Source organism: Streptomyces sp. NPDC007084 (genome assembly GCF_040703595.1).
Classification (GTDB): Bacteria; Actinomycetota; Actinomycetes; order Streptomycetales; family Streptomycetaceae; genus Streptomyces.
On the sequence record NZ_JBEYFY010000006.1, the window covers coordinates 60,138 to 83,943 of the forward strand.

The 23,806-nt window shown below is 70.1% G+C and carries 25 protein-coding genes; 14 read left to right on the forward strand and 11 right to left on the reverse strand.

Translation table 11 applies throughout. The annotated features are described in order from the left end of the window. Positions 1–4: 4 nt before the first annotated feature. The 5 genes from AB0912_RS07890 to AB0912_RS07910 all read right to left on the reverse strand — a co-directional run bounded on the left by AB0912_RS07890 (position 5) and on the right by AB0912_RS07910 (position 3,892). Complete coding sequence (locus AB0912_RS07890) at positions 5–307, reverse strand: hypothetical protein (RefSeq protein WP_366697088.1); 303 nt, start codon at positions 305–307, stop codon at positions 5–7. Positions 308–662: 355 nt separating this feature from the next. Continuing rightward, positions 663–1,196, reverse strand: coding sequence for a hypothetical protein (locus AB0912_RS07895; RefSeq protein WP_366697089.1), 534 nt, complete (start codon positions 1,194–1,196; stop codon positions 663–665). A gap of 238 nt (positions 1,197–1,434) precedes the next feature. After that, positions 1,435–1,887, reverse strand: coding sequence for a hypothetical protein (locus AB0912_RS07900; protein WP_366697090.1), 453 nt, complete (start codon positions 1,885–1,887; stop codon positions 1,435–1,437). 323 nt (positions 1,888–2,210) lie between these two features. Beyond that, positions 2,211–3,032, reverse strand: a complete 822-nt coding sequence (locus AB0912_RS07905) for a hypothetical protein (protein ID WP_366697091.1) — start codon at positions 3,030–3,032, stop codon at positions 2,211–2,213. Between the two features lie 209 nt (positions 3,033–3,241). Continuing rightward, the gene (locus tag AB0912_RS07910; RefSeq protein WP_366697092.1) at positions 3,242–3,892 is read right to left on the reverse strand and encodes a hypothetical protein; all 651 of its coding nucleotides are present in this window, start codon (positions 3,890–3,892) and stop codon (positions 3,242–3,244) included. Between the two features lie 480 nt (positions 3,893–4,372). Between AB0912_RS07910 and AB0912_RS07915 the strand changes: the two genes are divergently transcribed. The 11 genes from AB0912_RS07915 (at position 4,373) to AB0912_RS07965 (ending at position 13,602) form a co-directional block, all read left to right on the forward strand. After that, positions 4,373–5,020 carry a hypothetical protein gene (locus tag AB0912_RS07915; RefSeq protein WP_366697093.1) on the forward strand — a complete coding sequence of 216 codons (648 nt, stop codon included), beginning with the start codon at positions 4,373–4,375 and terminating at the stop codon, positions 5,018–5,020. Between the two features lie 488 nt (positions 5,021–5,508). Beyond that, a complete protein-coding gene (locus AB0912_RS07920; RefSeq protein ID WP_366697094.1) occupies positions 5,509–5,895 on the forward strand; it encodes a hypothetical protein in 387 nt (128 codons plus the stop codon). Between the two features lie 599 nt (positions 5,896–6,494). Next, positions 6,495–7,217 (forward strand): hypothetical protein, encoded by a 723-nt coding sequence (locus tag AB0912_RS07925; RefSeq protein WP_366697095.1) that lies wholly within the window; start codon positions 6,495–6,497, stop codon positions 7,215–7,217. 20 nt (positions 7,218–7,237) lie between these two features. Further along, positions 7,238–8,368 carry a hypothetical protein gene (locus tag AB0912_RS07930; RefSeq protein WP_366697096.1) on the forward strand — a complete coding sequence of 377 codons (1,131 nt, stop codon included), beginning with the start codon at positions 7,238–7,240 and terminating at the stop codon, positions 8,366–8,368. Next, positions 8,365–9,675: an ATPase, T2SS/T4P/T4SS family gene (locus tag AB0912_RS07935; RefSeq protein ID WP_366697097.1), complete on the forward strand. Its 1,311-nt coding sequence runs from the start codon at positions 8,365–8,367 to the stop codon at positions 9,673–9,675. Before AB0912_RS07930 ends, AB0912_RS07935 begins: the two co-directional genes overlap by 4 nt. 275 nt (positions 9,676–9,950) lie before the next feature. After that, positions 9,951–10,880 carry a type II secretion system F family protein gene (locus AB0912_RS07940; RefSeq protein ID WP_366697216.1) on the forward strand — a complete coding sequence of 310 codons (930 nt, stop codon included), beginning with the start codon at positions 9,951–9,953 and terminating at the stop codon, positions 10,878–10,880. Continuing rightward, on the forward strand, positions 10,877–11,800 hold the full coding sequence (locus tag AB0912_RS07945; protein ID WP_366697098.1) for a type II secretion system F family protein: 924 nt from the start codon (positions 10,877–10,879) through the stop codon (positions 11,798–11,800). The genes AB0912_RS07940 and AB0912_RS07945 overlap by 4 nt, the downstream gene beginning before the upstream one ends. 77 nt (positions 11,801–11,877) lie before the next feature. After that, on the forward strand, positions 11,878–12,129 hold the full coding sequence (locus AB0912_RS07950; RefSeq protein WP_028805786.1) for a hypothetical protein: 252 nt from the start codon (positions 11,878–11,880) through the stop codon (positions 12,127–12,129). A gap of 116 nt (positions 12,130–12,245) precedes the next feature. Next, positions 12,246–12,626 carry a TadE family protein gene (locus AB0912_RS07955; RefSeq protein WP_366697099.1) on the forward strand — a complete coding sequence of 127 codons (381 nt, stop codon included), beginning with the start codon at positions 12,246–12,248 and terminating at the stop codon, positions 12,624–12,626. A gap of 62 nt (positions 12,627–12,688) precedes the next feature. After that, positions 12,689–13,105: a TadE/TadG family type IV pilus assembly protein gene (locus tag AB0912_RS07960; RefSeq protein ID WP_366697217.1), complete on the forward strand. Its 417-nt coding sequence runs from the start codon at positions 12,689–12,691 to the stop codon at positions 13,103–13,105. An 80-nt stretch (positions 13,106–13,185) separates the two neighbouring features. Next, positions 13,186–13,602, forward strand: coding sequence for a pilus assembly protein TadG-related protein (locus AB0912_RS07965; RefSeq protein WP_366697218.1), 417 nt, complete (start codon positions 13,186–13,188; stop codon positions 13,600–13,602). A gap of 169 nt (positions 13,603–13,771) precedes the next feature. Here the strand turns inward: AB0912_RS07965 and AB0912_RS07970 are convergent, their stop codons facing one another. The 6 genes from AB0912_RS07970 to AB0912_RS07995 all read right to left on the reverse strand — a co-directional run bounded on the left by AB0912_RS07970 (position 13,772) and on the right by AB0912_RS07995 (position 18,085). After that, the gene (locus AB0912_RS07970) at positions 13,772–14,119 is read right to left on the reverse strand and encodes a hypothetical protein (protein WP_366697100.1); all 348 of its coding nucleotides are present in this window, start codon (positions 14,117–14,119) and stop codon (positions 13,772–13,774) included. 35 nt (positions 14,120–14,154) lie between these two features. Then, positions 14,155–14,799 carry a hypothetical protein gene (locus tag AB0912_RS07975; protein WP_366697101.1) on the reverse strand — a complete coding sequence of 215 codons (645 nt, stop codon included), beginning with the start codon at positions 14,797–14,799 and terminating at the stop codon, positions 14,155–14,157. A gap of 112 nt (positions 14,800–14,911) precedes the next feature. Further along, the gene (locus AB0912_RS07980) at positions 14,912–15,304 is read right to left on the reverse strand and encodes a hypothetical protein (protein WP_366697102.1); all 393 of its coding nucleotides are present in this window, start codon (positions 15,302–15,304) and stop codon (positions 14,912–14,914) included. A gap of 33 nt (positions 15,305–15,337) precedes the next feature. Further along, positions 15,338–16,918, reverse strand: a complete 1,581-nt coding sequence (locus AB0912_RS07985; RefSeq protein ID WP_366697103.1) for a putative T7SS-secreted protein — start codon at positions 16,916–16,918, stop codon at positions 15,338–15,340. A 104-nt stretch (positions 16,919–17,022) separates the two neighbouring features. Further along, positions 17,023–17,226, reverse strand: a complete 204-nt coding sequence (locus AB0912_RS07990; RefSeq protein WP_366697104.1) for a DUF397 domain-containing protein — start codon at positions 17,224–17,226, stop codon at positions 17,023–17,025. A 7-nt stretch (positions 17,227–17,233) separates the two neighbouring features. Next, positions 17,234–18,085 (reverse strand): helix-turn-helix transcriptional regulator, encoded by an 852-nt coding sequence (locus AB0912_RS07995; protein WP_366697105.1) that lies wholly within the window; start codon positions 18,083–18,085, stop codon positions 17,234–17,236. A 297-nt stretch (positions 18,086–18,382) separates the two neighbouring features. Here AB0912_RS07995 and AB0912_RS08000 point away from each other — a divergent pair, with 297 nt between their 5' ends. From AB0912_RS08000 to mqnC, 3 genes are all read left to right on the forward strand, one after another. Continuing rightward, positions 18,383–21,409 (forward strand): BTAD domain-containing putative transcriptional regulator, encoded by a 3,027-nt coding sequence (locus tag AB0912_RS08000; RefSeq protein WP_366697106.1) that lies wholly within the window; start codon positions 18,383–18,385, stop codon positions 21,407–21,409. A gap of 338 nt (positions 21,410–21,747) precedes the next feature. Further along, a complete protein-coding gene (locus tag AB0912_RS08005; protein ID WP_366697107.1) occupies positions 21,748–22,482 on the forward strand; it encodes an A24 family peptidase in 735 nt (244 codons plus the stop codon). Between the two features lie 72 nt (positions 22,483–22,554). Beyond that, positions 22,555–23,763, forward strand: coding sequence for a cyclic dehypoxanthinyl futalosine synthase (gene mqnC, locus AB0912_RS08010; protein ID WP_366697108.1), 1,209 nt, complete (start codon positions 22,555–22,557; stop codon positions 23,761–23,763). The last annotated feature ends 43 nt before the right edge of the window (positions 23,764–23,806 follow it).

Genomic DNA, 23,806 nt, shown 5'->3' on the forward strand with positions numbered 1-23,806 from the left:
CGCCTCAGTTCCCCTTCTTCTTCGGGGCCTTGAGGGATTCCGCGAGATCCAAGTCCAGCTTCTCGAAGGACTTGCCGATCTTGTCGATCATCTTGACCGCGCCCTGCGTGTGCTTCCCGAGTTGCTTGATTCCGTAACCCCAGTCGTCCGCGAAGTCGTGTACGTCATCCACGAGTCCGCTGTCGCCGACGACCGAGCCGTCGGTGCCCCGGAGGGTGCGGCGCGCGGCGTCCACGCGGTCGGTGACGCTGGAGAAGGTCTTCCGTAGATCCTCGAAGATCGTTCCTTCGAGCCGCAGGTCACTCAAGGTGTATCGCTCCCCGTTGCGTCCGTGAAGGGATCGCCGGGAGAAGCCCACACAGGCCTCCCGGAGGTCCGGGAAAGTCCGGCAGGTCCGGGTAGGGCGATCACCGCGGCGATCCTACTTACTGTCGTCTGCACGTAACCAGCGAGGGGTGAGGTGGGCGAGGGTGTTTGGGGTGCGCATGGGGTGGGGTTTACATGGGCTTGGTGAGGGGGTGATGGTTTCGTGATTCCAGATCGCGAAGGGAGGCTGTTGTCGTGGGGGCGCACTCGACTCGTGCGGCGCCTGGACGCAGTCGTACTCAGCGGTTGAGGGACTACTTGACTCCCGGACCGGTGAACAACGCCGAGTTGGGTTCTCAGGGCGTGCACTTGTCGCTGCCTCTGTCGGACACCAGCTCCGTGGTCTGCCAGACGCCGTCCTCGCTCTTCCTCAAGCGGGTGTTGTAGAAAACGTAGGCGTCGCTGCCCGAGGGTGTCCTGTCGACTTTGCCTGTCTTACGGTCCTTGTTGAACGCCCTGGTCTCGTCCGTGCAGAACGTCACGTCGGCCGACGTGCTGCTGTGGAGGGTCACCTTGGGATCGAAATACCGCACGGTGCCGGTGTAGGTGATCCCATCGTCGACGAACGACCTCACCCACTGTGCCCCGCTGGCGAGGGCATCGCCCTGACGGTAGTAGGCGAGGGCCGGCTCGTCCGGATTCCCTTTGACAATGGCATAGTTGGTGGCGGTCTGGGCGTGGCCGGCATCGGCGAGGACGGCGTCCTTCGTCTCATCGCCTGTCTTCCAGTCCTGGAAGTCGTCGGTGACGTCATTCGGCAGCGTGATATCCGGCCGTTCGATGCCGGACGCGCCCGCGGTCGCCTCTGTGTGCGGCGAACCGGAACGCACCTGAACTCCGCTTTCCGCGACCGAGGTGCTGCCGGTGTCCTGGAGGGCTCGGCTGCCGCTTCCGCAGCCTGTCAGCAGGACCGCCGCGGTAGCGGTGAGCGTAATGGCGGCGGACGTAGAGCGGCACTTCACAGGTGATTCTCTCCGGGGTCGGGTCGGGGCGAGTCAATGTCGGGCAGGGGTGGCGAGGAGCAGGGGACGGCCTTTCACAGGCGAGTCTCGGCAAGCCATCGGGCGGTTACTGAAGACAGGTCCTGCTTCCGCGTTCGGATGTCCCGCCCGAGGTCTGCCAGACACCCGTCCGACTCTTCTCCAGCGGCGTGTCATACCGGACGTAGGCTTCGTTCCCCGCCGGGGTCCTGTCCACCTTCCCGGTCTTGCGGACCTGGTTGTACGCCTTGCTTTCGTCGGCGCAGTACGAGACCCCGGCAGAGCTTTCGCCAAAGATCTCGACCTTCGGGTCGCAGTAGCGCGTGGCGCCGGTGTATGTGAGGCCGGCGTCAAGCCACTTCCGCGCCCACTGGACGGACGGGGTCAAGGCATTGCCGTTGTAGTAGAAGGCCATGTCGGGAGTGTCCGTGGTGCCCTTGAGGATCGCCTCGTTCATCGCCGTCTGCGCCTGGCCGGCGTCCAGGAGGACGGCGTCCTTCGTCGCGTCGCCGGTCTTCCAACCCACGAACTCGTCGGTCACCCCACTCGGTAGGGTGATGACCGGACGACCGGCGTCGTCCGATCGGGCCACGCTCGGCGAAGGCGAAGCGGTTCCGCCCGATGAGCCGTGTCCCGGCCGGGCACTTCTGCCCCTTCCACTCGACCCGTCGCCCCCGTTCCCGCAGCCTGCCAGTACGAGAGCCGCAGTCGCGGCGAGGACATGGGCAAGGGGCAAAAGACGGCGCTGCACGGCGTGCTCTCCATGAGGCGCCAGGGGAATGAGGAGGGCGAAGCAGGGGGCTGGTTCCGGGCAGGTATGTCCCTCACCAGGTGGCCTCCTCAAACAGGTCGCCCCGCATTCGTTCATCGATTGACGGACTGGATCTCCTGGACGGTCACGTCCTGGGTCGTGCCGAAAGTGCCGTCCGGCAGGTCGCCGCCCGCGCCGCCGGTGCCGGTCCAGTTCACGGCCCAGGTGATGGTCGCCCTCAGCTTGTACGTCCCGTTGCCCGACGAGCGGAGGTACTTGATCCCGCACGGCGGAGTCTCGTGGGCCCTGCCCTTCGCGTACGGCGCGCCGATCGAGTCGTCGCCGTTCACCTGGCACTCGCCCGAGGAGGGGTAGGTCTCGGCGTCGGCCGTTCCCGGCTCCAGCCTGAGGGAGACGGGCTTCGCGGTGGTCGTCGCGGAGATGTCGAGCCCGGCGACGGCGAGCGTCGCGGTCACGGAGACCTCCTTGAACTTCGCCTTGTCGAGCCAGGCCCAGGTGGGGAGGTTGACCTTGGTGGTGTTCTGGGGGGCGAGGGTGACTTTGGTGTCGGGGAGCTGGATGGTGTTGTACGCGGCTTCCGCGAGGATCCTGGGCGTGACGGCCTGCGGGACACCGGGGTCGTCGTTGTTCGCGACCCAGAAGGGCAGCTCACCGCATTCCATGCTCGCGGGATCGTCGAGGCGGTCGGGATTCTGGACAGCGACCCACCAGTTCCCCTCGTTGGCCTTGTCCCCGTTGTAGTCCTTGTACTTGCCGTCCTTGTAAATGTCCCGGAACTGACCTACCGCAGCCTTCGCGTAGTTGGCCTGGCCGGGGGTGTTGATGGTCTCCTCGTACATCCCCTCGACGTAGTCCTTGAAGTCGGCTACGGACCGAGGCTCGTACCAGCAGGCGGGCGGAGTCCAGTCGCCCACCGGCTGAACTGCGCCGCTGTCGCCGCTCCGAGACCGAACTGAGCCTGAATAGCTCACTTTCGAGACAAGCGTTCCGGCATTCGACTGGGCACTTTGCCGAGTATTGCCCTGAGTGCCGTTGGTCGGCGGCCACGTGGCAAAGGCGGTTCCAGGTGTGAGCGCGATGGCACTCGCGACGACGCAGGCGGCCACGACGCGCCCCCTGTGACTCACGGCGTGCACGACTTGTGCCCCCTCTGCGACGTGAGCTTCGTTGTCTGCCAGACCCCCTGCTTGTTCTTTTCGAGTCGCGTTGTGTAGAGGACGTACGACTTGTCGTCCACGCCCGTCTTGTAGATCTTGCCCGTCTTACGGTTCTTGGCGAAGGCCTTGGACTGGTCCTCGCAGTACACGACGCCTGCCGAGGCGGGGTCGAAGACATCGACCTTCGCGTTGTAGTAGCGGTTGACGCCCGTGATCGAATAGCCGTCTTTTGCGAGAGACGCGACCCAGTCCCGGGCATCGGCCAGCGCGGTTCCTTCGTAATAGAAGGCGAGGGCGGGCAGCTTCGCGTTTCCTTCGGTGATGGCGTAGTTGGTTGTATCGACCCGGCGCTCGACATCTGCGAGAACGGCGTCCTTCGTGGCGTCGCCGGTCTTCCAGCTCACGAACGTGTCGCTGAGATCGCTCGGGAGGGTGACCGAAGGGCGGCCGGCGTCCTTGGACGGGCTCGGCGACGGCGAGCCCGTCGCGCCCTGATCCGCCCCCGCGATCTCATCACTCCCCCCACCCCCATCGCCCCCACCCCCGCAAGCCGTCAGCGTCAGAAATGCCGTGGTCGCGGCGAACGCGGCAGCAACGGGCAAAGAGCGGCGCTTCACAGTGACTCCCCGTGAGACATCAGTACAGCCAAGTCAGTCAAGGGCAATGACGGTATCCGTGGGGCTCTTGGTTTCGCCAGAACGTACTTGCGCTGGGGCATGGGTGATTCCGGAGAAAGTGTGATCAACTGGGCCGCCTGTGGGCCTCGGACGTCCCTCCGCGCGTCAGCTGCCCCATCCCTCCACAGATCCACCACGTCATCCACACCCCCGCGCGGCGGCGCCCGCAGGACCGGCGCCCGTCGCCCCCTCCCCGGCATGGCCCCTCCCACCCCTCACTCCTTCACCCTTCGCAAGCGTTAGCGCGAGCTACGCCACCGCACAGCCACGCGCCCCTCCCGGCTGCACTCGACCTCCTCGGCGCCCCGCCTAACCCCCCGCCTCGTACCCTGACCCAAGCCACCAGACCGAACGCGGTGGCGAACGCGCGGACGGTGGACGCCGGCCGTGGAGGACGAGACGCGACCCCGGGGAAAAGTCATGGCCCGCTACATGGAGACGCTCACCATCGAGCGCGGTGGATTCCGGATCAAGGTGCCGGAGACGTGGTGGGAGTTCGACGTGCGGCCGGAGTCGCGGGACGACTCGATCCGGCGGATGGTGAGTGAACGTATGGACGAGCGGCTCGAGTTGGCCCCGTACCGCGACACCTACACCGCCTTCCTGCGGAGGTCCGCCGCCGACGCCTGGAAGTCCGGCGCCCTGTACTGCGGTTGCATGGCGGAGTCCTTCGGCGGTGACACCCCGATCACCGGCTCGGTCACCGTGTCGATCGTCGGCGGGCGTTCCCAGACCGGTGAGCCCCTCTCCACCGACCCGCAGGTCATCGCCGGCCAGCTCGCCGTGCGGGAGGCCAAGAAGGAGGGCGACGCCTGGCGCAAGGTGACGACCGTCGAGATACCCGGCGTCGGCCCCGCCGCACGGACGTACGGCATCGAGGACATCGCCGCACCCGACGACGCCCTTCAGCGCACGATCCGCGCGGTCCTCATGCAGACGTTCATCCCCGTCCCCGGCCGGCCGGGCAAGGTCGCCCTCGTCGCGGGCAGCAGCCAAGTCCTCGATCTCGCCGACTCCTTCTTCGACATCTTCGACGCCATCACCTCCACGTTCCGCTTCGTGGAGTAGTCCAGCGGATTAATCCAGCGGAGTGGCCCGTTGACTCCGACTCCACCCCGCCCCGACTCGTCTCTGTCTCTCCACCTCCGGCCCCCCGCCCGGGCCCCTCGCCATCGAACCCGCCCAGCAGCGGCGCCGCCTCGCTCAGGTCGTCGTCGCGGCCACCCCGGGAGGAACCATGGATCTCCGGTCCCTCGTCTCCGGGTTCCGCAACGCGGCACCTCTGGGTCGGCTGGAACAGGCATGCAGCATGCCAGTGGAACCTGAATCCTGTGCCGCACTTCGCGGGTGCGGTGACCGGTGGCGGGAAGCGGCTTCTCCAGGCGAACCAGCGGGGGAGGTGCGACGCGGGGCCGGCGCGGGCCGTGTTGTCGTACGCCCGTGATCACGAGGGGGGAGCTTCTCGGCAGCGGATCCTTTTGCAGGAGATGCCACAGTTGGGGAACGCGGCCAGGGTGCTGAAAATGACGGCGGCACTGAAATGACGGGGGACCGAAATGACTGACGTACGGCTGCGGATCACTGATGGTTTCGGGGATATCCGGGACGATCCCGACGCGACCCAGCTGGAGGCCCTGTTCGCCGGGATGAATCTGCGGAGCCGGTTTCTGATCGTGGAGCGGCTCGACGGGACCGATGACACCCAGACGTACCTTCAACTGGCTCTCAACGACGACCTCACGATGGTGATGGAGTACCGAGACGGCGGCCCCGAGGCGCACTATCGGGCCGAAGTGCCCCTGCCGGCAGAGATGGGCGGGGACGAAATCGTCATGCCGGTGCTGCTCGGCTGGGGGCCCCGTCGCCCTGGCTGGCGTGGTGATCTGACCTGGGTGCGCTGGGACGTCTCCACGGAAGCCCCCTGGGAGGAGCACCGGGACTGAACTGGCCGCCGCCGAATCCGGCCTGGCCTGACATGGCCGCCCCCCCCGGATCTGGCAGGGTCCTCCGGCCCTCGCCGGTCGATCCCCGCGACCCGGCGTCCCCGCGTCTCCGTATCCCCGCGTCTCCGTATCCCCGTGTCCCGGCGTCCCCGTGTCCCCCTGTCCCGGCGTCCCCGCGCCCCCGTTCCCTCATGCGGCTGAAAGCCCGCCCCCTCCTCGGCCCTTCTCGCCCCGCCGCCTCACCTCACCCGTGAGCAGCTCGTGCAGGCCTCGTGCGCGGCCCGTGACGAGGGGGCGCTCCGCAGGCGGAGGGGATTCGCTGGCGCACAGGTCGGAAGGGCCCGCGATCACCCGGGCCAACAGGGAACCGCGGGGCTCTGGTTGCGCGTCGGTAACGTCGAGTCCGCTGCGCTTCAGGTGCCTTGACGTGCCTTGAGGGGCTTATGTGCGGCTGATACGGTGCCATGGCCTGACACTCGCTCCAAGCCGACTGTCCGGCCAGGTCGGGCGGTACGTCCCGTAACGGGACTCGGGGGCGAAGTGTCCGTTTTGGCACGTGAATTGGCAGACTTTTTCTTGGGTGTACGGGGAGCGGTTGCGTGAAGATCCAAGAGCGTACGGGGGCGGGCAACAGCCGTTCCGCCTCGCCGGCTCACCCGGTGATGGGCGACCGGCTTCCCACGCCGCCTCGCGAGCGCAAACCCGCGCTGGCCGCACTCGCCGTCCTCCTCATCCTCGTCGGAGCCCTCGGCGCCACCATGCTCGTGCTGCGGGCCGGTGACCGCGTCGAGGTCGTGAAGGTGACCAGCGACATCCAGGCCGGCGAGTCCGTGGGGGACCACACGCAGTCGGTGATGGTCGCGGACGACGCCGGCATCAACTACGTCAAGTGGACCCAGCTCGGGGCGCTCAAGAAGCTCAAGGCGAAGTCCACCATCTACAAGGGCACCCTCGTCATCGGCGAGATGTTCTCCAGCGGCACGTCCATCCCCGACGGCAAGGCATCCGTGGGTGTCTCCCTCAAGGAGGGCCAGTACCCGGCGGACATCAAGACCGGTGACACCGTCGCCGTCTACCGGGTCGGAGACGACGGCTCCAGCAGCCGCGGTTCGTCCGGTTCCACCGGTTCGAGTACGTCCGGCGCGGACGACAGCCCGATCGTAGACAAGGCCAAGGTCCTCTCCGTGAATTCGAGTTCGGACACCGCGATAAGCAGCACCAACCTGCCGGTGACCCTCGTCGTGGACATCGGGGACGCCGCTGCCGTCGCCAAGGCATCCTCGGCCGGCAAGGTCGCCATCGTCCTCGTTCCCGGCAACTAGAGGCGAGTGAGTAGACAGCCATGGCGCTCATCGCCCTCGCCGCGGACAAGGGTTCCCCCGGAGTCACCACCGCCGCCGTGGCGCTCTCCGCGGTCTGGCCCCGCCGCGTCCTGCTCGCCGAGACCGATCCGGCCGGCGGCGACCTCGTGTACCGCAGCGCGGCGGCCCACGGCGGCCCGCTGAACCCCAACACCGGCATGCTGTCGATAGCGGCCACCGCGCGCCGCGGACTCGTGCCCGACCAACTCTGGGACCACGTACAGCCGTTGAGCGGCGGACTCGAAGTCCTCGTCGGCCTCGGCATCGCCGAGCAGGCCGCCGGTCTCGCCGGACTCTGGCCCACCCTCGGCCGCGCCTTCGCCCAGCTCGCCGACTCCCCGAACGCGCCCGCCGACGTCATCGCCGACTGCGGCCGGATCAGCGGAGACACCCCGGCCGCCGAACTCTTCCCGCACGCCGCCCTGGTACTGCTGCTCTCCCGCACCGAACCCGAGGCCATCGCGCGCGTCCGGGACCGGGCCGCAGCCCTCTCCGCCAAGCTGCACGGCGGTCCGCGCGGCGCCGCGAGCATGGCCACCCCGCTGATCGGTGTCGTCCTCATCGCCGACCCGGGCGACTCCGCCAAGCTCGTCCACCAGGTCAACGACATGCTCGTAGCGGCGCAGACCGGTGCGCACGTGGTCGGCACGCTCGCCGACGACCCCGCCGGAGCCGAGCAGTTGGCCGGCCGCCGGCGCGGGCGCCTCGACAAGTCGCTGCTCATCCGCTCGGCCCGCAAGGTCGCCGCGGACCTGTACCAGCAGTACGGCGCCGCCTGGACCGTACCCGCCGAAGGACCCCACGGCGGCCATGGCACGCGGGGCGGACAGAGTACCCACGGCATGCAGGGCGCCCACGGCATGCAGGGCGCCCACGGCATGCAGGGCGCCCTCGGCACGACCGGAGCCCCCGCAACGACCGGAGCCCCCGCCACGCCCGGCGCCCACGGTTCCTCCGGCTCCAACGGTCCCCAGGGCGCGCCGAGTTCCCAGAGCCCGCAAGTCCCGCAGGGTCCGCAGGTCCCGCACGGTCCCCAGGGCCCGCACGGTCCGCAGGGCCCGCACGGCACCTCCGGCCCGTACGGGCAGCCCGCCGCCGGAGCCGGGCGATGACCGCGGTCGACCACCAGCTCGTCAAGCGGTTCCGGCAGGACGCCGGTGACCGTATCGCCGAGCAGCGGCGCGAGGACCAGGTCCGCGGCGTCACCCCGATGTCCAGCGAGGACGAGCGGCACTACGCGCGCGCCGTCATCGCCCAGATACTCGAGGACCACGCCCGTACCGAGATCAACCTCGGCCGCACCCCGCTCGACGCCGAGACCGAGGAGCAGTACGCGGCCGCCGTGCACGCCGCGCTCTTCGGCGTGGGCCGGCTACAGCCGCTGCTCGACGACCCGGACGTCGAGAACATCGACATCAACGGCTACGACCAGGTCTTTATCGGCTACGCCGACGGCCGGGAGACCACCGGCGATCCCGTCGCGGAGACCGACGAGGAACTGATCGAGCTGATCCAGGTCCTCGGCGCCTACTCGGGCCTGTCGTCCCGGCCCTTCGACTCCGCCAACCCGCAGCTCGACCTGCGGCTGCCGGACGGCTCCCGGCTCTCCGCCGTCATGGACGTCACCCGCCGGCCCGCCCTGTCGATCCGCCGCGCCCGCATGGGCAAGGTCTTCATGTCCGACCTGGTGGGCAACGGCACGCTGACCCCCGAGGTCGCGCACTTCCTCGCCTGCGCCGTCCGCGCCCGCAAGAACATCATGATCGCGGGCGCCACCAACGCGGGCAAGACGACGCTGCTGCGCGCCCTCGCCAACGAGATCCCGCCGCACGAACGCCTCATCACCGTCGAACGCGCCTTGGAACTCGGCCTCGACACCTTCGCCGACCTGCACCCGAACGTGGTTGCCTTCGAGGAGCGGCTGCCCAACTCGGAGGGCCAAGGCGCCATCAGCATGGCCGAGTTGGTGCGCCGCTCACTGCGTATGAACCCCTCCCGGGTGATCGTCGGCGAGGTGCTCGGCGACGAGATCGTGACGATGCTGAACGCGATGTCGCAGGGCAACGACGGTTCGCTGTCCACGATCCACGCGAACAGCTCCAGCGAGGTCTTCAACCGCATCTCCACGTACGCGCTCCAGGCCAACGAGCGCCTGCCCATCGAGGCGAGCCAGATGCTCATCGCGGGCGCGGTGAACTTCGTCGTCTTCATCCAGCGCCGCAACGAGTACGAGTCCGGCGGCCGGCTCCAGCGCATGGTCACCTCCGTGCGCGAGGTCAACGGCGTCGACGGACGGGTGCTGTCCAGCGAGGTGTTCGCCGAGGCCCCGGACGGCCGGATCGTCCCGCACGCGCCCATCGCCTGCCTCGACGAACTCGTCGCGCAGGGCTACCGGCTGCCCGGCAGCGGGAATTGGTGACGACGATGACCTTCACGACCACCTTCACCACCTCGGGGACGTCCGCGTTCACGACATCGATCACGTCCACGATCGCGGCCTCCGGCGGAGGGCCCGGCACGGTGACCGGGGCATCGGCGACTGGGACTTCGGCCATCGGGGCCATGGACATCGGGACTTCGGCCATCGGGGCAACGGACATCGGGACATCGGCCATCGGAACCACGGGCATCGGGACCTCGGGCATCGGCGCCAAGGACATGACCTCCCTCGCCGCCCTCGACTCGCTCGGCTCCATGGGCGGCCTGTTCTCCACGACCGTGCTGTACGCGCTCGGCTGCGGAGTCGCCGTCGGCGGCGGCCTCGCGCTGCTCGCCGTCGCCGTCCGGGGATTCCCGGCCAAGCCCGAGCACGAGAAGCAGAAGGCGACCGAACGCGCCAACGAACTGATCCGGTTCGCCGGACAGCGCGGCTCGATCGCGGCGATCGCCGGACTCGTCGTCCTGCTCCTCACCCGCTGGGCCGTCGCCGGAATCGCCGCCGGCATCCTCGTCTTCTTCTGGGACAAGCTCTTCGGCGGCGCCTCGGAAGAGAGGTCCGCGATGCGCCGCGTCGAAGCCCTCGCCTCCTGGACCGAGTCGCTGCGCGACACCATCGCGGGCGCCGTCGGCCTGGAACAGGCCATCCCCGCCTCGGCGCGCGCCGCCGCCCCCGTCCTGCGCCCGCACCTCGACGCCCTGGTGGACCGGCTGCGTTCACGCACCCCGCTGCCCGAGGCGCTCCAGCATCTCGCCGACGAGATCGACGACGCGTCCGCCGACATCATCGTCGCCGCGCTCATCCTCAACGCGCGGCTGCGCGGCCCGGGACTGCGCCAAGTGCTCGGCGCCCTCGCCAAATCGGCCCGCGAGGAGGTCGACATGCGTCAGCGCGTGATGGCCCAACGGGCCTCCACACGGCGCTCCGTGCAGATCGTCGTCGCCGTGTCGATCGCCTTCGTCCTCGGCCTGTCGATCTTCAACCGCGATTTCGTCGAGCCGTACGGCAGCCCGGTCGGGCAGCTCGTACTCGCCTGTGTCTGCGGGCTGTTCGCGCTCGGCTTCTGGTGGCTGCGCAAGCTGTCCACCATCGAGACGCCCGAACGGTTCCTGGTGCGCGACGAGTCGTCGGTGCGCTTCGTCCGCCCGCGCACACCGGTCTCCGGGGACGAGGCGGTACGCCGATGAACCTGACCATGCCGATCCTGATCGGCGCCGTCCTCGGACTCGGCGTCTACGTCCTGGTCCGCGCGCTCATGCCCGCCAAGCGCAGCGCGGTCGCCCAGGTCGCCCGGATCGACGCGATGCGGGCCCGCGGCGCCGCGTACGAGTCGGCCCACCCGACCCGGCAGGACACCGGCCGGCTCGCCGGACTGCGCGCCCAAGTGGGCAGCCGGGTCGCCGACGTCTACCTCCAGCAGGGCTGGGAACAGCGCTCGCTGCGCGCCGACCTCGCCGTCCTGGACCGGAGTTGGGAGAGGTTCCTCGCGACGAAGGTGCTGCTGGCCGCGGCCGGGCTGTTCTTCGGGCCGCTGCTGTTCGCCGTCGTGTGGACCCTCGGGCTCGGCCGCAGCCCGATCATCCCGGTCTGGCTGGCGCTGCTCTTCGCGGGTGTCTTCTTCTTCCTGCCCGACCTGGAGGTACGGCGCGACGCGGTGGCCAAGCGGCGCGACCTGCGGCGCGTGATCGGCGCGTACCTCGACCTCGTGTCGATGAGCCTGGCCGGCGGGCGCGGTCTGCCCGAGGCGCTGATGGCCGCCGCCGAGATCTCCGACGGCTGGGCCACCCAGCGCATCCGCAACGCGCTCGCCGACGCCCGGATCACCGGCATCAGCCAGTGGCAGGCGCTCGGGTCGCTCGGTGAGGAACTCGGCGTCGAGGAGCTGAAGGACCTGTCGGCCTCGCTGGCGCTGGTCGCGGACGACGGCGCCAAGGTACGGGAGTCGCTCGCCTCGCGCGCCGAGACGATGCGGCACCGCGAGCTGTCCGAGATCGAGGGCAGCGCGGGCGAGAAGTCCCAGTCGATGCTGGTGGCCCAACTCCTGCTGTGCGCCGGGTTCCTGGTCTTCCTCATCTATCCGGCGGCGATGCGCGTGTTCCAGGTCTGAACGTCCGCGGCGACGCACCGTGCCCACCTCGTCGCGAAGGCGACCTTCGATACATCTCTTCGAGAGGACAACTCACCATGAACGGACGGAACTTCAGTACCGGGATTCCGGGGGTGGACTTCCTGATCACCTTCCTCCAGGGCCGGGTGCAGCGCGCCCGCTCCGGCGAACTCGACCGGGGTGCGTCCGCGGTGGAGTGGGTCATCATCTCCGCCGTCGTCGTCGCGATCGTCGGCGTGGTCGCCGCGATCATCAACGCCGCGCTGAGCGACGGCGCCAACAAGGTCGGCGACTGCATCAAGGGCGCCGACGCCGGCAAGACCTGCTGAACGCGACGCGGGCGAAGCGGACGACGTAGACGGGGAATCGGGTGCGCGCACGTCAAGGGGTACGTCGCTGGGTGCGCCGCAGGGTGGAGGCAGCCTCCGCCCGCGGTGACTCCGGCATGACCGCGATCGAGTTCGTGCTGCTCACCCCGGTGCTCTTCTTCATGATCTTCGCGACGGTGCAGTTCGCGCTGTACTTCTTCGCCGACCATGTGGCGCAGGCTGCGGCGCAGGCCGGTGCCCGCAAGGCCCGCGCCACCGCGGACGCGCGGCCCGGGGCCTGGCGCGGGGACGCGCGGGACGTGGTGGACAGCTATATCCGGCAGCTCGGGCCGCGGTTGGTGCTCTCGCCGGACGTGAAGCTGCTGCAACCCGACCCGGACACGGTGGGTGTCGAGATCACGGCGCGCATCCCCACGGTCTTTCCCGGCCTGGATCTGACGGTGCACGCGCAGTCGGCGGGGCCGGTGGAGCGGTTCGTGGAGGATGAGGGCCCGTGATGCCACCGAAGCCCTCGCCGGCGGCGCTGTGCGCCCGTATGCGCGTCCGGGTGCGCGCCCATATGTCCGACGGCCGTGGGGACCGGGGCGGGGACCGGGGTCTGTCCACCATCGAGGTGGTGATCCTCGCCCCGGTGATGATCCTTTTCATTCTGGTGCTGGTCGCCTTCGGCCAACTGGTCGACGGTCGCGGCGCGTTGGACGGAGCGGCGCGGGACGCGGCGCGGGCCGGCTCGATCCAGAAGGACCACGGGACCGCGATGGCCGAGGCGCGCAAGGCGGCCGAGGCCGACCTCGCGGACGTCTGCTCGGGGCCGGTCACGGTGACGCAGACGAGTACGGGCTTCGAGCCCAACACGCTGTTCTCGGTCGAGGTGAGCTGTCAGGTGCGGGGTCTGGCGATGATCGGGCTCGACGTGCCCACCACCTTGAAGTCCAACTTCAGCTCGCCCCTCGACCCGTTCCGGAGGACGGCATGAGCCTGAACGAGGAGAGGGTGGGGCCGGCGCCCGCTGTCGGCGCCCGCATCAGGGCCTGGTTCGAGGCGCGCGGGACCCGTATGGACGACCGGGGTTCGGGGGCCGGCGCGGTCATCATCTTCGCGCTCGTCTTCCTCTCCCTGTCCGCGTTCGTCATCGACGGCGGTATGTCCATCTCCAAGCGGGAGCGCGCCGCCGACATCGCCGAACAGGCGGCCCGTTTCGCCGCCCAGGACGTCGACCTGGAGTCCCTCTACGAGAACAAGAACGGCTCCGCCCCGATCAACTACCAGAACTGCGGCGCCCGCGTGCAGGCCTTCGCCCGCGAGATGGGCATGTCCGGCAGGGACGTCGCCGCCACCCACTGCGTGACCGCGGACGCCGACCAGGTGGAGGTCGAGGTCCAGTTGACGTACTCCCCGGTCTTCACGGGCCTGTTCTACGGCGGAGACGTGACGGTGCACGGGCGGGCGGTCGCGGAGAACGAGGTGGGCTGAGGGAACTGAGCGAGCCGAGCGAGCTGAGGGAGCCGTGGGGCCACGGTGTCCCGGCGGAAGCTCGGTGGGTCCCGTATCGCGGAGGGCCCCGTCTCCCCTAGGGCCCGGTGGCCCGGTGGGTCCCGTATCCCGGAGGGTCCGGTGCACCGGACGGCCCGGTGGCCCGGGGCTACTTCGCCCCGCCCCCGCCCCCACCCTTGCCGTCCCCCTCCTTCTTGACCCCGTCCTTCACGTCCTTGGCCAGCTTGTCGTCCAGCTTGCGGAACTCGCGGACCACCGCGTCGGACATCTCGGCGAGGGCGTCGAGGGCCTGGCCGATGTCCTCCCGGCCGTCCTCCCAGCCCGACTCGAAGTCGTCCAGGGCGTCGTAGACGGTGTGGTCGCCGAGGTCGTCCCGGTAGGACTCGAACAGCTTCTTGGTGTGGTTCAGCCGCTTCTTGATGTCCCGCAGCCGCCCGCCGTAGTCCTCCAGCTCGCTCAACGGGAGCGCGAGGTCGCTCTTGCCGCCGCCGGCCATGTCGTTTCCCCCTCCGGGAGTCCTGGAAGTCTCGGTCAGACGAACCGGAAGGTGCCGGTCACCGCGTCGAAGATGTCGTGGAACGCCTCGGCGAGGTCCAGCACCGGGCTGGCACCGGAGACGAGGACGACCTGTTCGGTGGTTCCCGGGACCGGTATGTACGTCTGGGTCAGCACCATACGAAGGGTACGGGTGTCGCCCTGCGCGACGGGCACGTCCTCGACGCCGAACGTCCGTGCCGCGAGGCCGACTTCGGGGAGTTCGACGGTGGTCACCGTGCGCCAGGCGTCCCCTTCGCGCCGGGGCGTGACGGTACGCAGGCTGTCCGCGATGGCCTGGGGGTCGGTGGACAGGGCCGAGCCCTGTTTGCTCTTCGCGCCGACCATGGACGCGGTGATCGTCGCCGACAGGGGGACCCCGTCGAAGTTCTCCGCCATGCAGCCCATGTACACGGCGCCCGAGTCGTAGGCGTCCTTGGCCATCTTCCGCAGCATGGCGGCCAAGTCGGTTCGGTAGGGGGCGAGTTCGGGGATCTCGCGGACCCGCTCGTCCACCAGCGTGCGGACGGTGGTGTCCCGGCCCTCGGGGCGGATGTCGAACTCCCACCAGGACTCCGGAACGGCCAGCGAGAAACCCATGGAGGGTTCCTGGCGGGCCGAACTCTCGGAGTTCGAGGTCATGTTCCGACTCCTTCGGTGATGAATGGTTCGTAGGGTGCGTCCGGTCGCGGTCGCGGTCGCGGTCGCGGTCACGGGCACGGGCATGGCCTGTCGGCCGCCCGTCCCGGCGCTCTCACATGGTCATTCCCAGGTCCCGCGTGAAGATTTCCACCAGGCGTTCTTCCGGTACCGCCGGGACCCGGTAGCCGGCGTTCCTGACATGGGAGAGGAAATCCGGGGGAAGGGAGACGTGGTATTTGGCGAGGTAGTAAGGGAGGTCCTGGCGCCAGAGCCATGTCCCGTCCGTGAAAAGCGATCCGATTCCGGACAGATCGGGGGCTTCGGGGTCGAGGACATCCGGCCCGGCGCTCATCTCGCTCCAGATTCCCGTACCGCTTCTGAGGTAAGCCACGATGTCGGCCTCGTCCGCTTCTCCCGCCGGATTCACGGCATCGCGCATCAGGCCGTCGAGGGGAAATCCCCATCCCGGGGAGAGTTCGGAAAAGAATCCCACGGTACGAATCATCTCGGCTCCTCCTGTGCCTTCACGTGCTGCACCCTAGGCCATCGGCAGGAAGGTCAGCCAGCTTCCGCCGTCCTTGATCGTCGGGGTGAAGGGACCAGTGCCGAAGCTCGGGACACCCACCGCGTTCGTCGGGGCCTTGACCGGAACGCCGAGGGAATTCGCGAGACCCTGGATGACGTGAGGCTGGGCGGCCCCGGAGTGACAGGTGAGCATCCGGATGGGGCCACCGTCGTATCCCGGGATGTTTCTGATCGTGTCGAGAACGTGATTCGGATGCACGGTGTGACCGCCCGCGGCCTGGCCGGCGCGATTCGCCTCTCCGGCGACCATTCTTCCGTCCGTGGTTCCGTGAATGATGACGTCCTGATATCCGGGCAGCCTTTCGGCGACGTCGAAGTTCCGGAGGGTGGCGGGGTCGTAGCCGATCGCGGTCGCACCGTCCCGGTGATAGACGGGAATGTCCGACGGCAGGGCGCCGTCGGGGGTTCTCGTCGGCGGGCCGACGTGTGGCGAGTCCGCTTTCCACCACCGGTTTTTGCCCATCATGCTGAAGGACGAGAAACGCAGGTTCTTCATGCCGCGAATGCTTTCGGCGAGGCCTTTCAGACCGCCGCCGATTCCCTTCAGCGCGCCGCCGCCCAACGCGCGCAGGCCGCCCGCCTTCCAGAGCTTGCCCATCTTGGCGAGGCTGGTGAACCCCTTCGTCGCCGGGATGCAGTCGAGGACCGCGAAGATCAGATCGCCCCAGCCCGCCTGCCCGTTGAGCATTTTTCTGACCGTGTCCGCGAGCACGACCAGCGCCGCCGCGAACACCAGCCAGCCGAGCGGGCCGCCCACGATCATCACGATGATGCCGACGATCGTCACGACCCACTTGCACACCGTGACGATCTCGTCCCAGTGGTCGGAGACCCAGTCGAGGGGCTCCTCCCACCAGTGCCGGTTGTGGATACCGGCGTCCGAGGCGTCCTGGAGCTTCTTCACCGTGCGGCGGGCCGCGTCCTCACGCAGTCCCTTCGCGTGCGCGGCGAGCTTCTTCGCCGCGTCCAGCAGGCCCTGTGCGTCGGCCACGTCCTTGCGGGCGGCGGCCTGCTGTTCCTTGGCGTGCTGGGCGTTACGGGTGGCGCGGCGGACGTCGGCCTCGTCCGGCGGCGGTACGTCCTTGCCGTGGCTCTTGGCCGGGTCGTAGGAGTCCGCCTTCTCCGTGGCCGTCCGCACCCAGTCGTCGGCGCCGGTCAACGCCTTCTGCGCGGTGGCGAGTTCGGCGCGGGCCTGACGGCCGTCGCGCAGCGCCTTGTCCGCCTTCTCCTGCGCGTCGTCCAGGTCGGGCCAGTACGAGGCCAGCGCGTCGCCCGCGAGGTTGTAGGACTTCTTGAGCTTCTTCAGCTTGCCGGGCACGTCCTCGAACTCCGACGTGAACGAATCCGCCGTCTTCCCGGCCCACTTGAGGACCGCGTCGTCGTTCGCGAGGCCCTTGATGTCCCGCAGGATGTGCGCCACGTCGTCGGCGAAGTCGTGCAGCGAACCGGCGAGCCTGCGCACGCGCTGTGGATCACCCGGGGTCGGATCGTGGTCCAGGTCGAGTATGTGCCAGTCCGCCGGCCTGTTCGACACGCTTCCCCCGTAACACCCGCGACTTCAGCTTCAGGACGTACGTGTGAACGTATCGCGCTGATCATTACGGGTGGAACGCCGGCCGGGGCTTCGTCGAGGGGTTGTTACGTGCGGGGCGCGGTCACCGCACCGGTGCGTATGGCTTCCAGGAGGTGGCCGAGCGGGGCCGGGGTCGTGGTGAGGACCGTGGTGGGGTCGTCGGACTCGCGGAGGTGAAGGGCGGTGGCGGTGGAGGCGAGTTCGACGCAGGAGTCGCCGTCACCCGGCCCCGAGAAGGAGGACTTCCGCCAGTTGTGGGGGGTGTTCATCGGTGCCTCACAGCTCCTTGGACAACCTGTGGATGAAGTCGCGGGACCGCTTGGCGCCCAGCGAAACGGCCTCCACTTTACGGAAGAGCGTTCGATACGCGTCGAGTTGGGCCGCCGAGTCGATGAAGGCGGCGCCCTGGGGTGCGTCACGCAGGACGGTGTCCAGCCTCGGGACGCGTCCGCCCGCGTACGTCATGGCGCTGGTGGCACCGGCGAAGCCCTCCAGGTCGAAGGGGATCACGCGCACCGTGACGTGGTGGGCCTCGGAGAGTTCGAGGAGATGGGCGAGCTGGGCCCGGGAGGCGGCGCGGTCCCCGACCATGATGCGCAGGGCCGCCTCGTGGACCACCCCGTCGTAGGGCGTCGGCGTCGGCCCCTCCAGGATGACCTTGCGCTGCATACGGTGCCGGACCCGCGACTCGACCTCGTCCACGGTGAGTTCGGGGACACGGTAGGAGAAGACGGCCCGCGCGTACTCCTCCGTCTGGAGCGGCCCGGGAACGTACAGGAACTGCACCTCGCGGAGGAACGTGGCGTGGTGCTCCAGCTCGGCGAGGTCGAGGAACGGCGTGGGCAGCCGTCCCCGGTACTGCTCCCACCAGCCCTGCGTGCGGTCCGTCGCCATCGCGGCCAGCGCGTCCACGAACGCCTCGTCGGCGCAGGCGTACTGGGCCGTCAGCTTGCGGAGCCGCTTCTCGCTCACCCCGGCGAGGCCCGCCTCGATCTGGCTGATCTGCGCGGGATTCACCCCGAGCAGGATCGCCGCCTCCCGCGAGGTGAGCCCGGCCGCCTCCCGCAGCCGACGCAACTCGACCGCCAACCGCCCCTGACGCGCGGTGACCTCCCGCCTCAGCGCCATGGCAGCCCCTCCCTCACCTCACCCACGGACGAGCTTGACCAGGAGGCTCAGATTACGTGCGGTGGCAGGGCGCCGTCACGAGAGCGAGCCGTCGGGGCCGGTAGGGAGATGCGGTGATGGTGCCAGGCCTGTGGATGGGGACAACTCGGGGTGATTGGGGTGGGGGTGAGGAAACGGGTAGGGGGTTTTCCACAGGGGCCGAGGGGGCTTCGACAGGCTCCTTAAGATCTCAGTAGGCTCGGTTCACCCCCGACCTCGCTGCCCTCTCAGACGACCCACGACCCCAGGACACCCGCCATGGCGCGACGCACCACTTCCAGCTCGACGGGCACCTCGCCGAGTCCGAGGAATCGGACGCCGCGGCCCCTGCCCCGGCGTCGCAGGACGTTCGGGGACTTCGTGAAGGCGTTCGGCGCGTTCGTCGCGCTGCTCCTGCTGGTCGTCGGCGTGCCCGGCGCGCTCGCCGTCGGCGTGGGCTGGCCGCTGCCGCACGGAGCGCCGCGGATGGACTGGCTCCAACGGGAGATCTCCGTCAGCACGTTCGTCAACGCGCTGACCGTCATCGTGTGGTTCGCGTGGGCGCAGTTCACCGCCTGCGTGCTCGTCGAGGTGAAGGCCGCGCTGTCCGGCGTCGGCATGCCCAACCGCGTACCGGGCGCGGGCGCCAGCCAGTTGCTCGCCCGCCAGCTCGTCGCCGCGCTGCTGCTGGTCGGTGCCGCCGCCGCCAACTTCACACCGGGCCTCTCGCAGCTCGGCCAGAGCCCGGAGGGCAGCCAGCACGGTTCCGTGGCCGCCGCCCAGCAGACGCCCGGCCTGTTCGCGCGGCAGGAGCAGGCCGCCTCCGGTGCCGCCGCCGCGGTCGCCGAACAGGCCGCCGACGCGGCGGCCCACGCGGGCGGCGCCGGCGCCGCCGCCACCGAGCACGGCGCCACGAAGTACTACCGGATCCAGCCCCCCGAAGGCCGCCACCACGACTCCCTCTGGGAGGTCGCCCAGCGCCACCTGGGCGACGGCCGCCGGTACAAGGAGATCTACCAGCTCAACAAGGACCGTACGCAGCCCGACGGTTCACGGCTGTCCGAGGCCAGCCTCATCCGGCCCGGCTGGATCCTGGAGATGCCAGGCGACGCCCACGGCGGCGAACTCGTGGAGATGCCCGACGCCGCCCCCGAGGTCTCGCCGCAGGTCAAGCAGCAGATCCACGACTACGCCAAGACCGGCGACCGGCAGCGGGGCGGCGCCGCCCACCGGCAGAACGAACAGGGCGACCGGGACACCGCCCACATCCACGTGCCACGGCAGCGAGCCGCCGGTGAGCAGGCCGACGGCGCCGGCGCGGAGCGCGGCCACGGCGTCCCCGCCGAAGCCGCCCCGGCCTCGCCGGCCGGCCCGCCGGCCGCGCACGGCTCCGAGGACAGCGGTTCCTCCTTCGGCCTGCCCGAGGCCCTCCTCGGCGCGCCCCTCCTCGCCGCCTGCCTGCTCGGCGCCCTCGGCCGGCGCCGCCGCCAGGCCCTGTGGCAGTCGGCGCTCGGCGCGGTCGGCGGCCGGCGCGGCATGGAACCCCCGGTCCCCACCGGGTCCGCCGCCGACGCCCAGGACGCCCTGCTCGTCGGCGCCGACCCCGAAGGCGTCCGCCTCCTCGACCTCTCCCTGCGCGGACTCGCCACCGCCCTCGCCGCCGAGTCCCGCCCCCTGCCCACCGTCTACGCGGCCTGGCTCGGCGGCAACGGCGACCTGCACCTCCAGCTCGCCCAGCCCGCCGGCAAGCCGCCCACGCCCTGGCAGCTCGGGCAGGACCAGACGTTCTGGATGCTGGCCCGCGCGGACGCCGAGCGCTACGAAGAGGTCGACACCGCCGCCCCGTACCCGGGCCTGGTCAGCCTCGGCACCATGGACGACTCCCGGCTGCTGCTCAACCTGGAGGCCGTGCCCGGCATCGTCTCCCTGAGCGGCAGCACGGCCGACCGCGCGGGCGTCTTCGCCTCCGTCGCCGCCGAGCTGGCCACCAACGGCTGGTCCGACCGCATGACGATCACCCTCGTCGGCTTCGGCGAGGACCTCACCCCGCTCGCCCCCAACCGGCTGCGCCACCTGGACGACGTCGAGGCGCTGGTCGAGACCATGGAGGCGGAGACCCGGCAGCGCCGCGGCGCCCTCGGTGCGGCCGGCCAGGACTCGGTCCTCACCGGCCGCACCGGGCCCGCCCAGCACACCCGTTGGGCCCCCCACCTCGTCCTCCTCGCCGCCGAACCCTCCGCCGAGGACGCCGTCAAGCTCGCCGAACTCGCCGCCGACGCGAGCCGGTTGGGCATCGGATACCTCGTCGGCACCGAGAGCGGCGATCTGCCGGGCGCCGCCTGGGAGATGGAGATCACCGCCGAGGGCAAGCTGCTCGCCCCCCTCCTCGGCCTCGAACTGGACGCCCAGCTCCTGCCGGTGGCCCAGCAGCGGGCCGTCGTGGAGCTGTTCGTGGAGGCCGACCCGGACCGCGATCCCGACGGGCCGACCAACTCCCCGCCGTTCCTGGTCGACATCAGCGAACAGGGGCGCCCCGCCGTCTACGCCCGGCTCGTCGGCTCCTACGAGATCATCGGCCTGGAGACGCCCGACGGCGAGCGCAGCCCCCTGCTGCACGAGGCCCTCGCGCTGCTCCTGCTGCACAGGGAAGGAGTCCACCCGCGCGTGCTCTCCGCCGCGCTATGGCCGCGCGGCGTCACCGACGACGTGCGCGACGCCCTCGTGGAGCGGCTGCGCGGCTGGCTCGGCACCGACCCCGACGGCACACCCCGCCTCGGCACCGACGAGGCCGGGCGTCTCACGCTCGCCAAGTCCGTCGTCTCCGACCTCGACGTGCTGCGCTCCCTCTACCACGAGGCCACCCAGGGCAAGGGAGTCGACAGCCGTGTGGTGCGCGGCCGGCTGCTCACCGACGCGCTCGTCCTGGTCCGCGGCCCGCTGCTCGCCGACCGCCCGCAGGGCCGCTACGGCTGGCTCACCCACGAGATCATCGACGCCCAACTCCCGCTCCTCGTCGCGGACATCGGGCTCGCGCTGTCCGCCTTCCACCTGGAGAAGGACCGCGCGGAGAAGGCGATCGAGGCCCTGAACGCCTCGCTGAACTCGGCGCCGGGCGACGAGCGCCTGTGGAACGAACTGCTCCGCGCGACCCACGCGACGGGCGACACCGACCGGCTGAAGCGGCTCGCCGCCGACCTCGTCACCCGCGGCGGTGCCCGGGGCCTCCCGCCCCGCACCGAGGCCCTCCTCGACGAACTGCTCCCCACCTGGCGAACGGGCCTCCCGGACGGGGCAGCCGTGGGGTGAGCGGCCACCCAACGGCCACTCGCTTCCCGGCCACCCGGACCGGACCGGGCTGGGCCCGGGCCTGGTCTGGTTCGGCTCGGACCGGGCTCGGGGCCGTCCCCGCTGCGGGTGCGGCTCTCGTACGGGGCGGGGCCCCTGGTCCACGGGGCGGGGCCCTGGTCCCGTACGGGCGCGGGTCCGGGGTCGTACGGGGTGGGGGTCCGAGGCCGTACGGGTTCGGGGTGGGGTCTCCCGGCCCTGGCGCCCGGGGTCACCGACCGTGGCGCCCGGCGTGACGGCACCGTCCGTCGTCTCCGTACCGATCTTCCGTCTCCGTACCGATCTTCCAGGGGGAACGCGTGGATCTCGATCTCTGGGTGGCCGTCGCCGCCGCCGTCTGGGGTGCTGCCGCCGGGCTGCTGGTGCCGCGGCCCGCGTACCGCCTCGCCGTGGAACCGGGCGAGCCATGGCGGGACACCGGCCCCGACGGCCTCCCGCTCACCGGCCCGGCGCGCGGCTGGCTCGGCCTCGCGCGCTCACAGGGCGCCCCCCACGGGCCCCGCACCCTCACCGTCTCCCTCGTCACCGCCGCCCTCTGCGCCGGCCTCGCCCTCGCCACCGGCACCCGCCCGGAACTGGCCGTCTGGCTGCTGCTCGCGCCGCTCGGCGTGCTCCTCGCCCTGGTCGACTTCCGGGTGCAGCGGCTGCCCGACCCGCTGACCCTGCCGTTCGCGGCGGCGGCGCTCGCCCTGCTCGGGGTGGCCGCGGCCCTGCCCGAGCACGCGGGGGAGTGGCCGACGGCGCTGTTCGGGGCGCTCGCGCTCGGCGGCGGCTATTTCGTCCTCTTCCTCGTCAACCCGAACGGCATGGGCTTCGGCGACGTGAAACTGGCCCTCGGTCTCGGCGCCGTCCTCGGCTGGTACGGCTGGAGCGCGGTGTTCCTCGGGACCTTCGCCGGGTTCCTGTTCGGCGGGCTCTACGGGCTGGGCCTGGTGATCGTGCGGCGGGCGGGCCGCAAGACGTCGATCCCCTTCGGCCCGTTCCTGATCGCGGGCGCCTACACGGGGCTCCTGATCGGGGCGTACACGGCCTGACGTCTGGGGGTACGGGGTGCTGGCGTAGGCTGGCCGGGTCTGTCCACAACCCTTACGAAAGGGACGCTCCCGGTGACCGAGAAGGCCGACCTCACGTCTGTCACAGCCGTCCTCGACCGTGCCGCCGCGGGTGGACGGATCACTCCGGAAGAGGCGCTCGTCCTCTACCGCGACGCCCCGCTGCACGCCCTCGGCGCCGCCGCCGACGCCGTACGCCGCCGCAGGTACGCCGGTACCGAGCACATCGCGACGTACATCATCGAGCGCAACATCAACTACACGAACGTGTGCGTCACGGCGTGCAAGTTCTGCGCCTTCTACGCTGCCCCCAAGGACACCGCCAAGGGCTGGACGCGCGACCTCGACGACATCCTGCGCCGCTGCGCCGAGACCGTCGAGCTGGGCGGCACCCAGATCATGTTCCAGGGCGGCCACCACCCGGACTACGGCGTCGAGTACTACGAGAAGCACTTCGCCGCGATCAAGGGCGCGTACCCCGAGCTGGTCATCCACTCCCTCGGCGCGTCCGAGGTCGAGCACATGGCCCGTATCTCCAAGGTGAGCGTCGAGGAGGCCATCCAGCGGATCCACGCGGCCGGTCTCGACTCCTTCGCCGGCGCCGGCGCCGAGCTGCTCCCGGCCCGCCCGCGCAAGGCGATCGCCCCCCTCAAGGAGAGCGGCGAACGCTGGCTGGAGATCATGGAGATCGCGCACGGGCTGGGCGTCGAGTCGACGTCCACCATGCTGATGGGCACCGGCGAGACCAACGCCGAGCGCATCGAGCACCTGCGGATGATCCGCGACGTACAGGACCGGACGGGCGGCTTCCGCGCCTTCATCCCGTACACCTACCAGCCGGAGAACAACCACCTGAAGGGCCGCACGCAGGCGACGCTCTTCGAGTACCTTCGGATGATCGCGATCGCCCGCCTGTTCCTCGACAACGTGGCGCACATCCAGGGCTCCTGGCTGACCACCGGCAAGGAGGTCGGCCAGCTCTCCCTGCACTACGGCGCCGACGACCTCGGCTCGATCATGCTGGAGGAGAACGTCGTCTCCTCCGCCGGCGCCAAGCACCGCTCCAACCGCCTGGAGATCATCGACCTCATCCGCAAGGCGGGCCGCGTCCCCGCGCAGCGGACGACGACGTACGAGCACATCGTCGTGCACGAGGACCCGGCGAACGACCCGGTCGACGAGCGCGTGATGTCCCACATCTCCTCGACGGCGATCGACGGCGGCACGGCCCACCCCGAGCTGAAGCTGCTGGCCTCCAACTGACACCCCAGCCGAAACCCCGACCGACACCCCGATCGACGCCTCG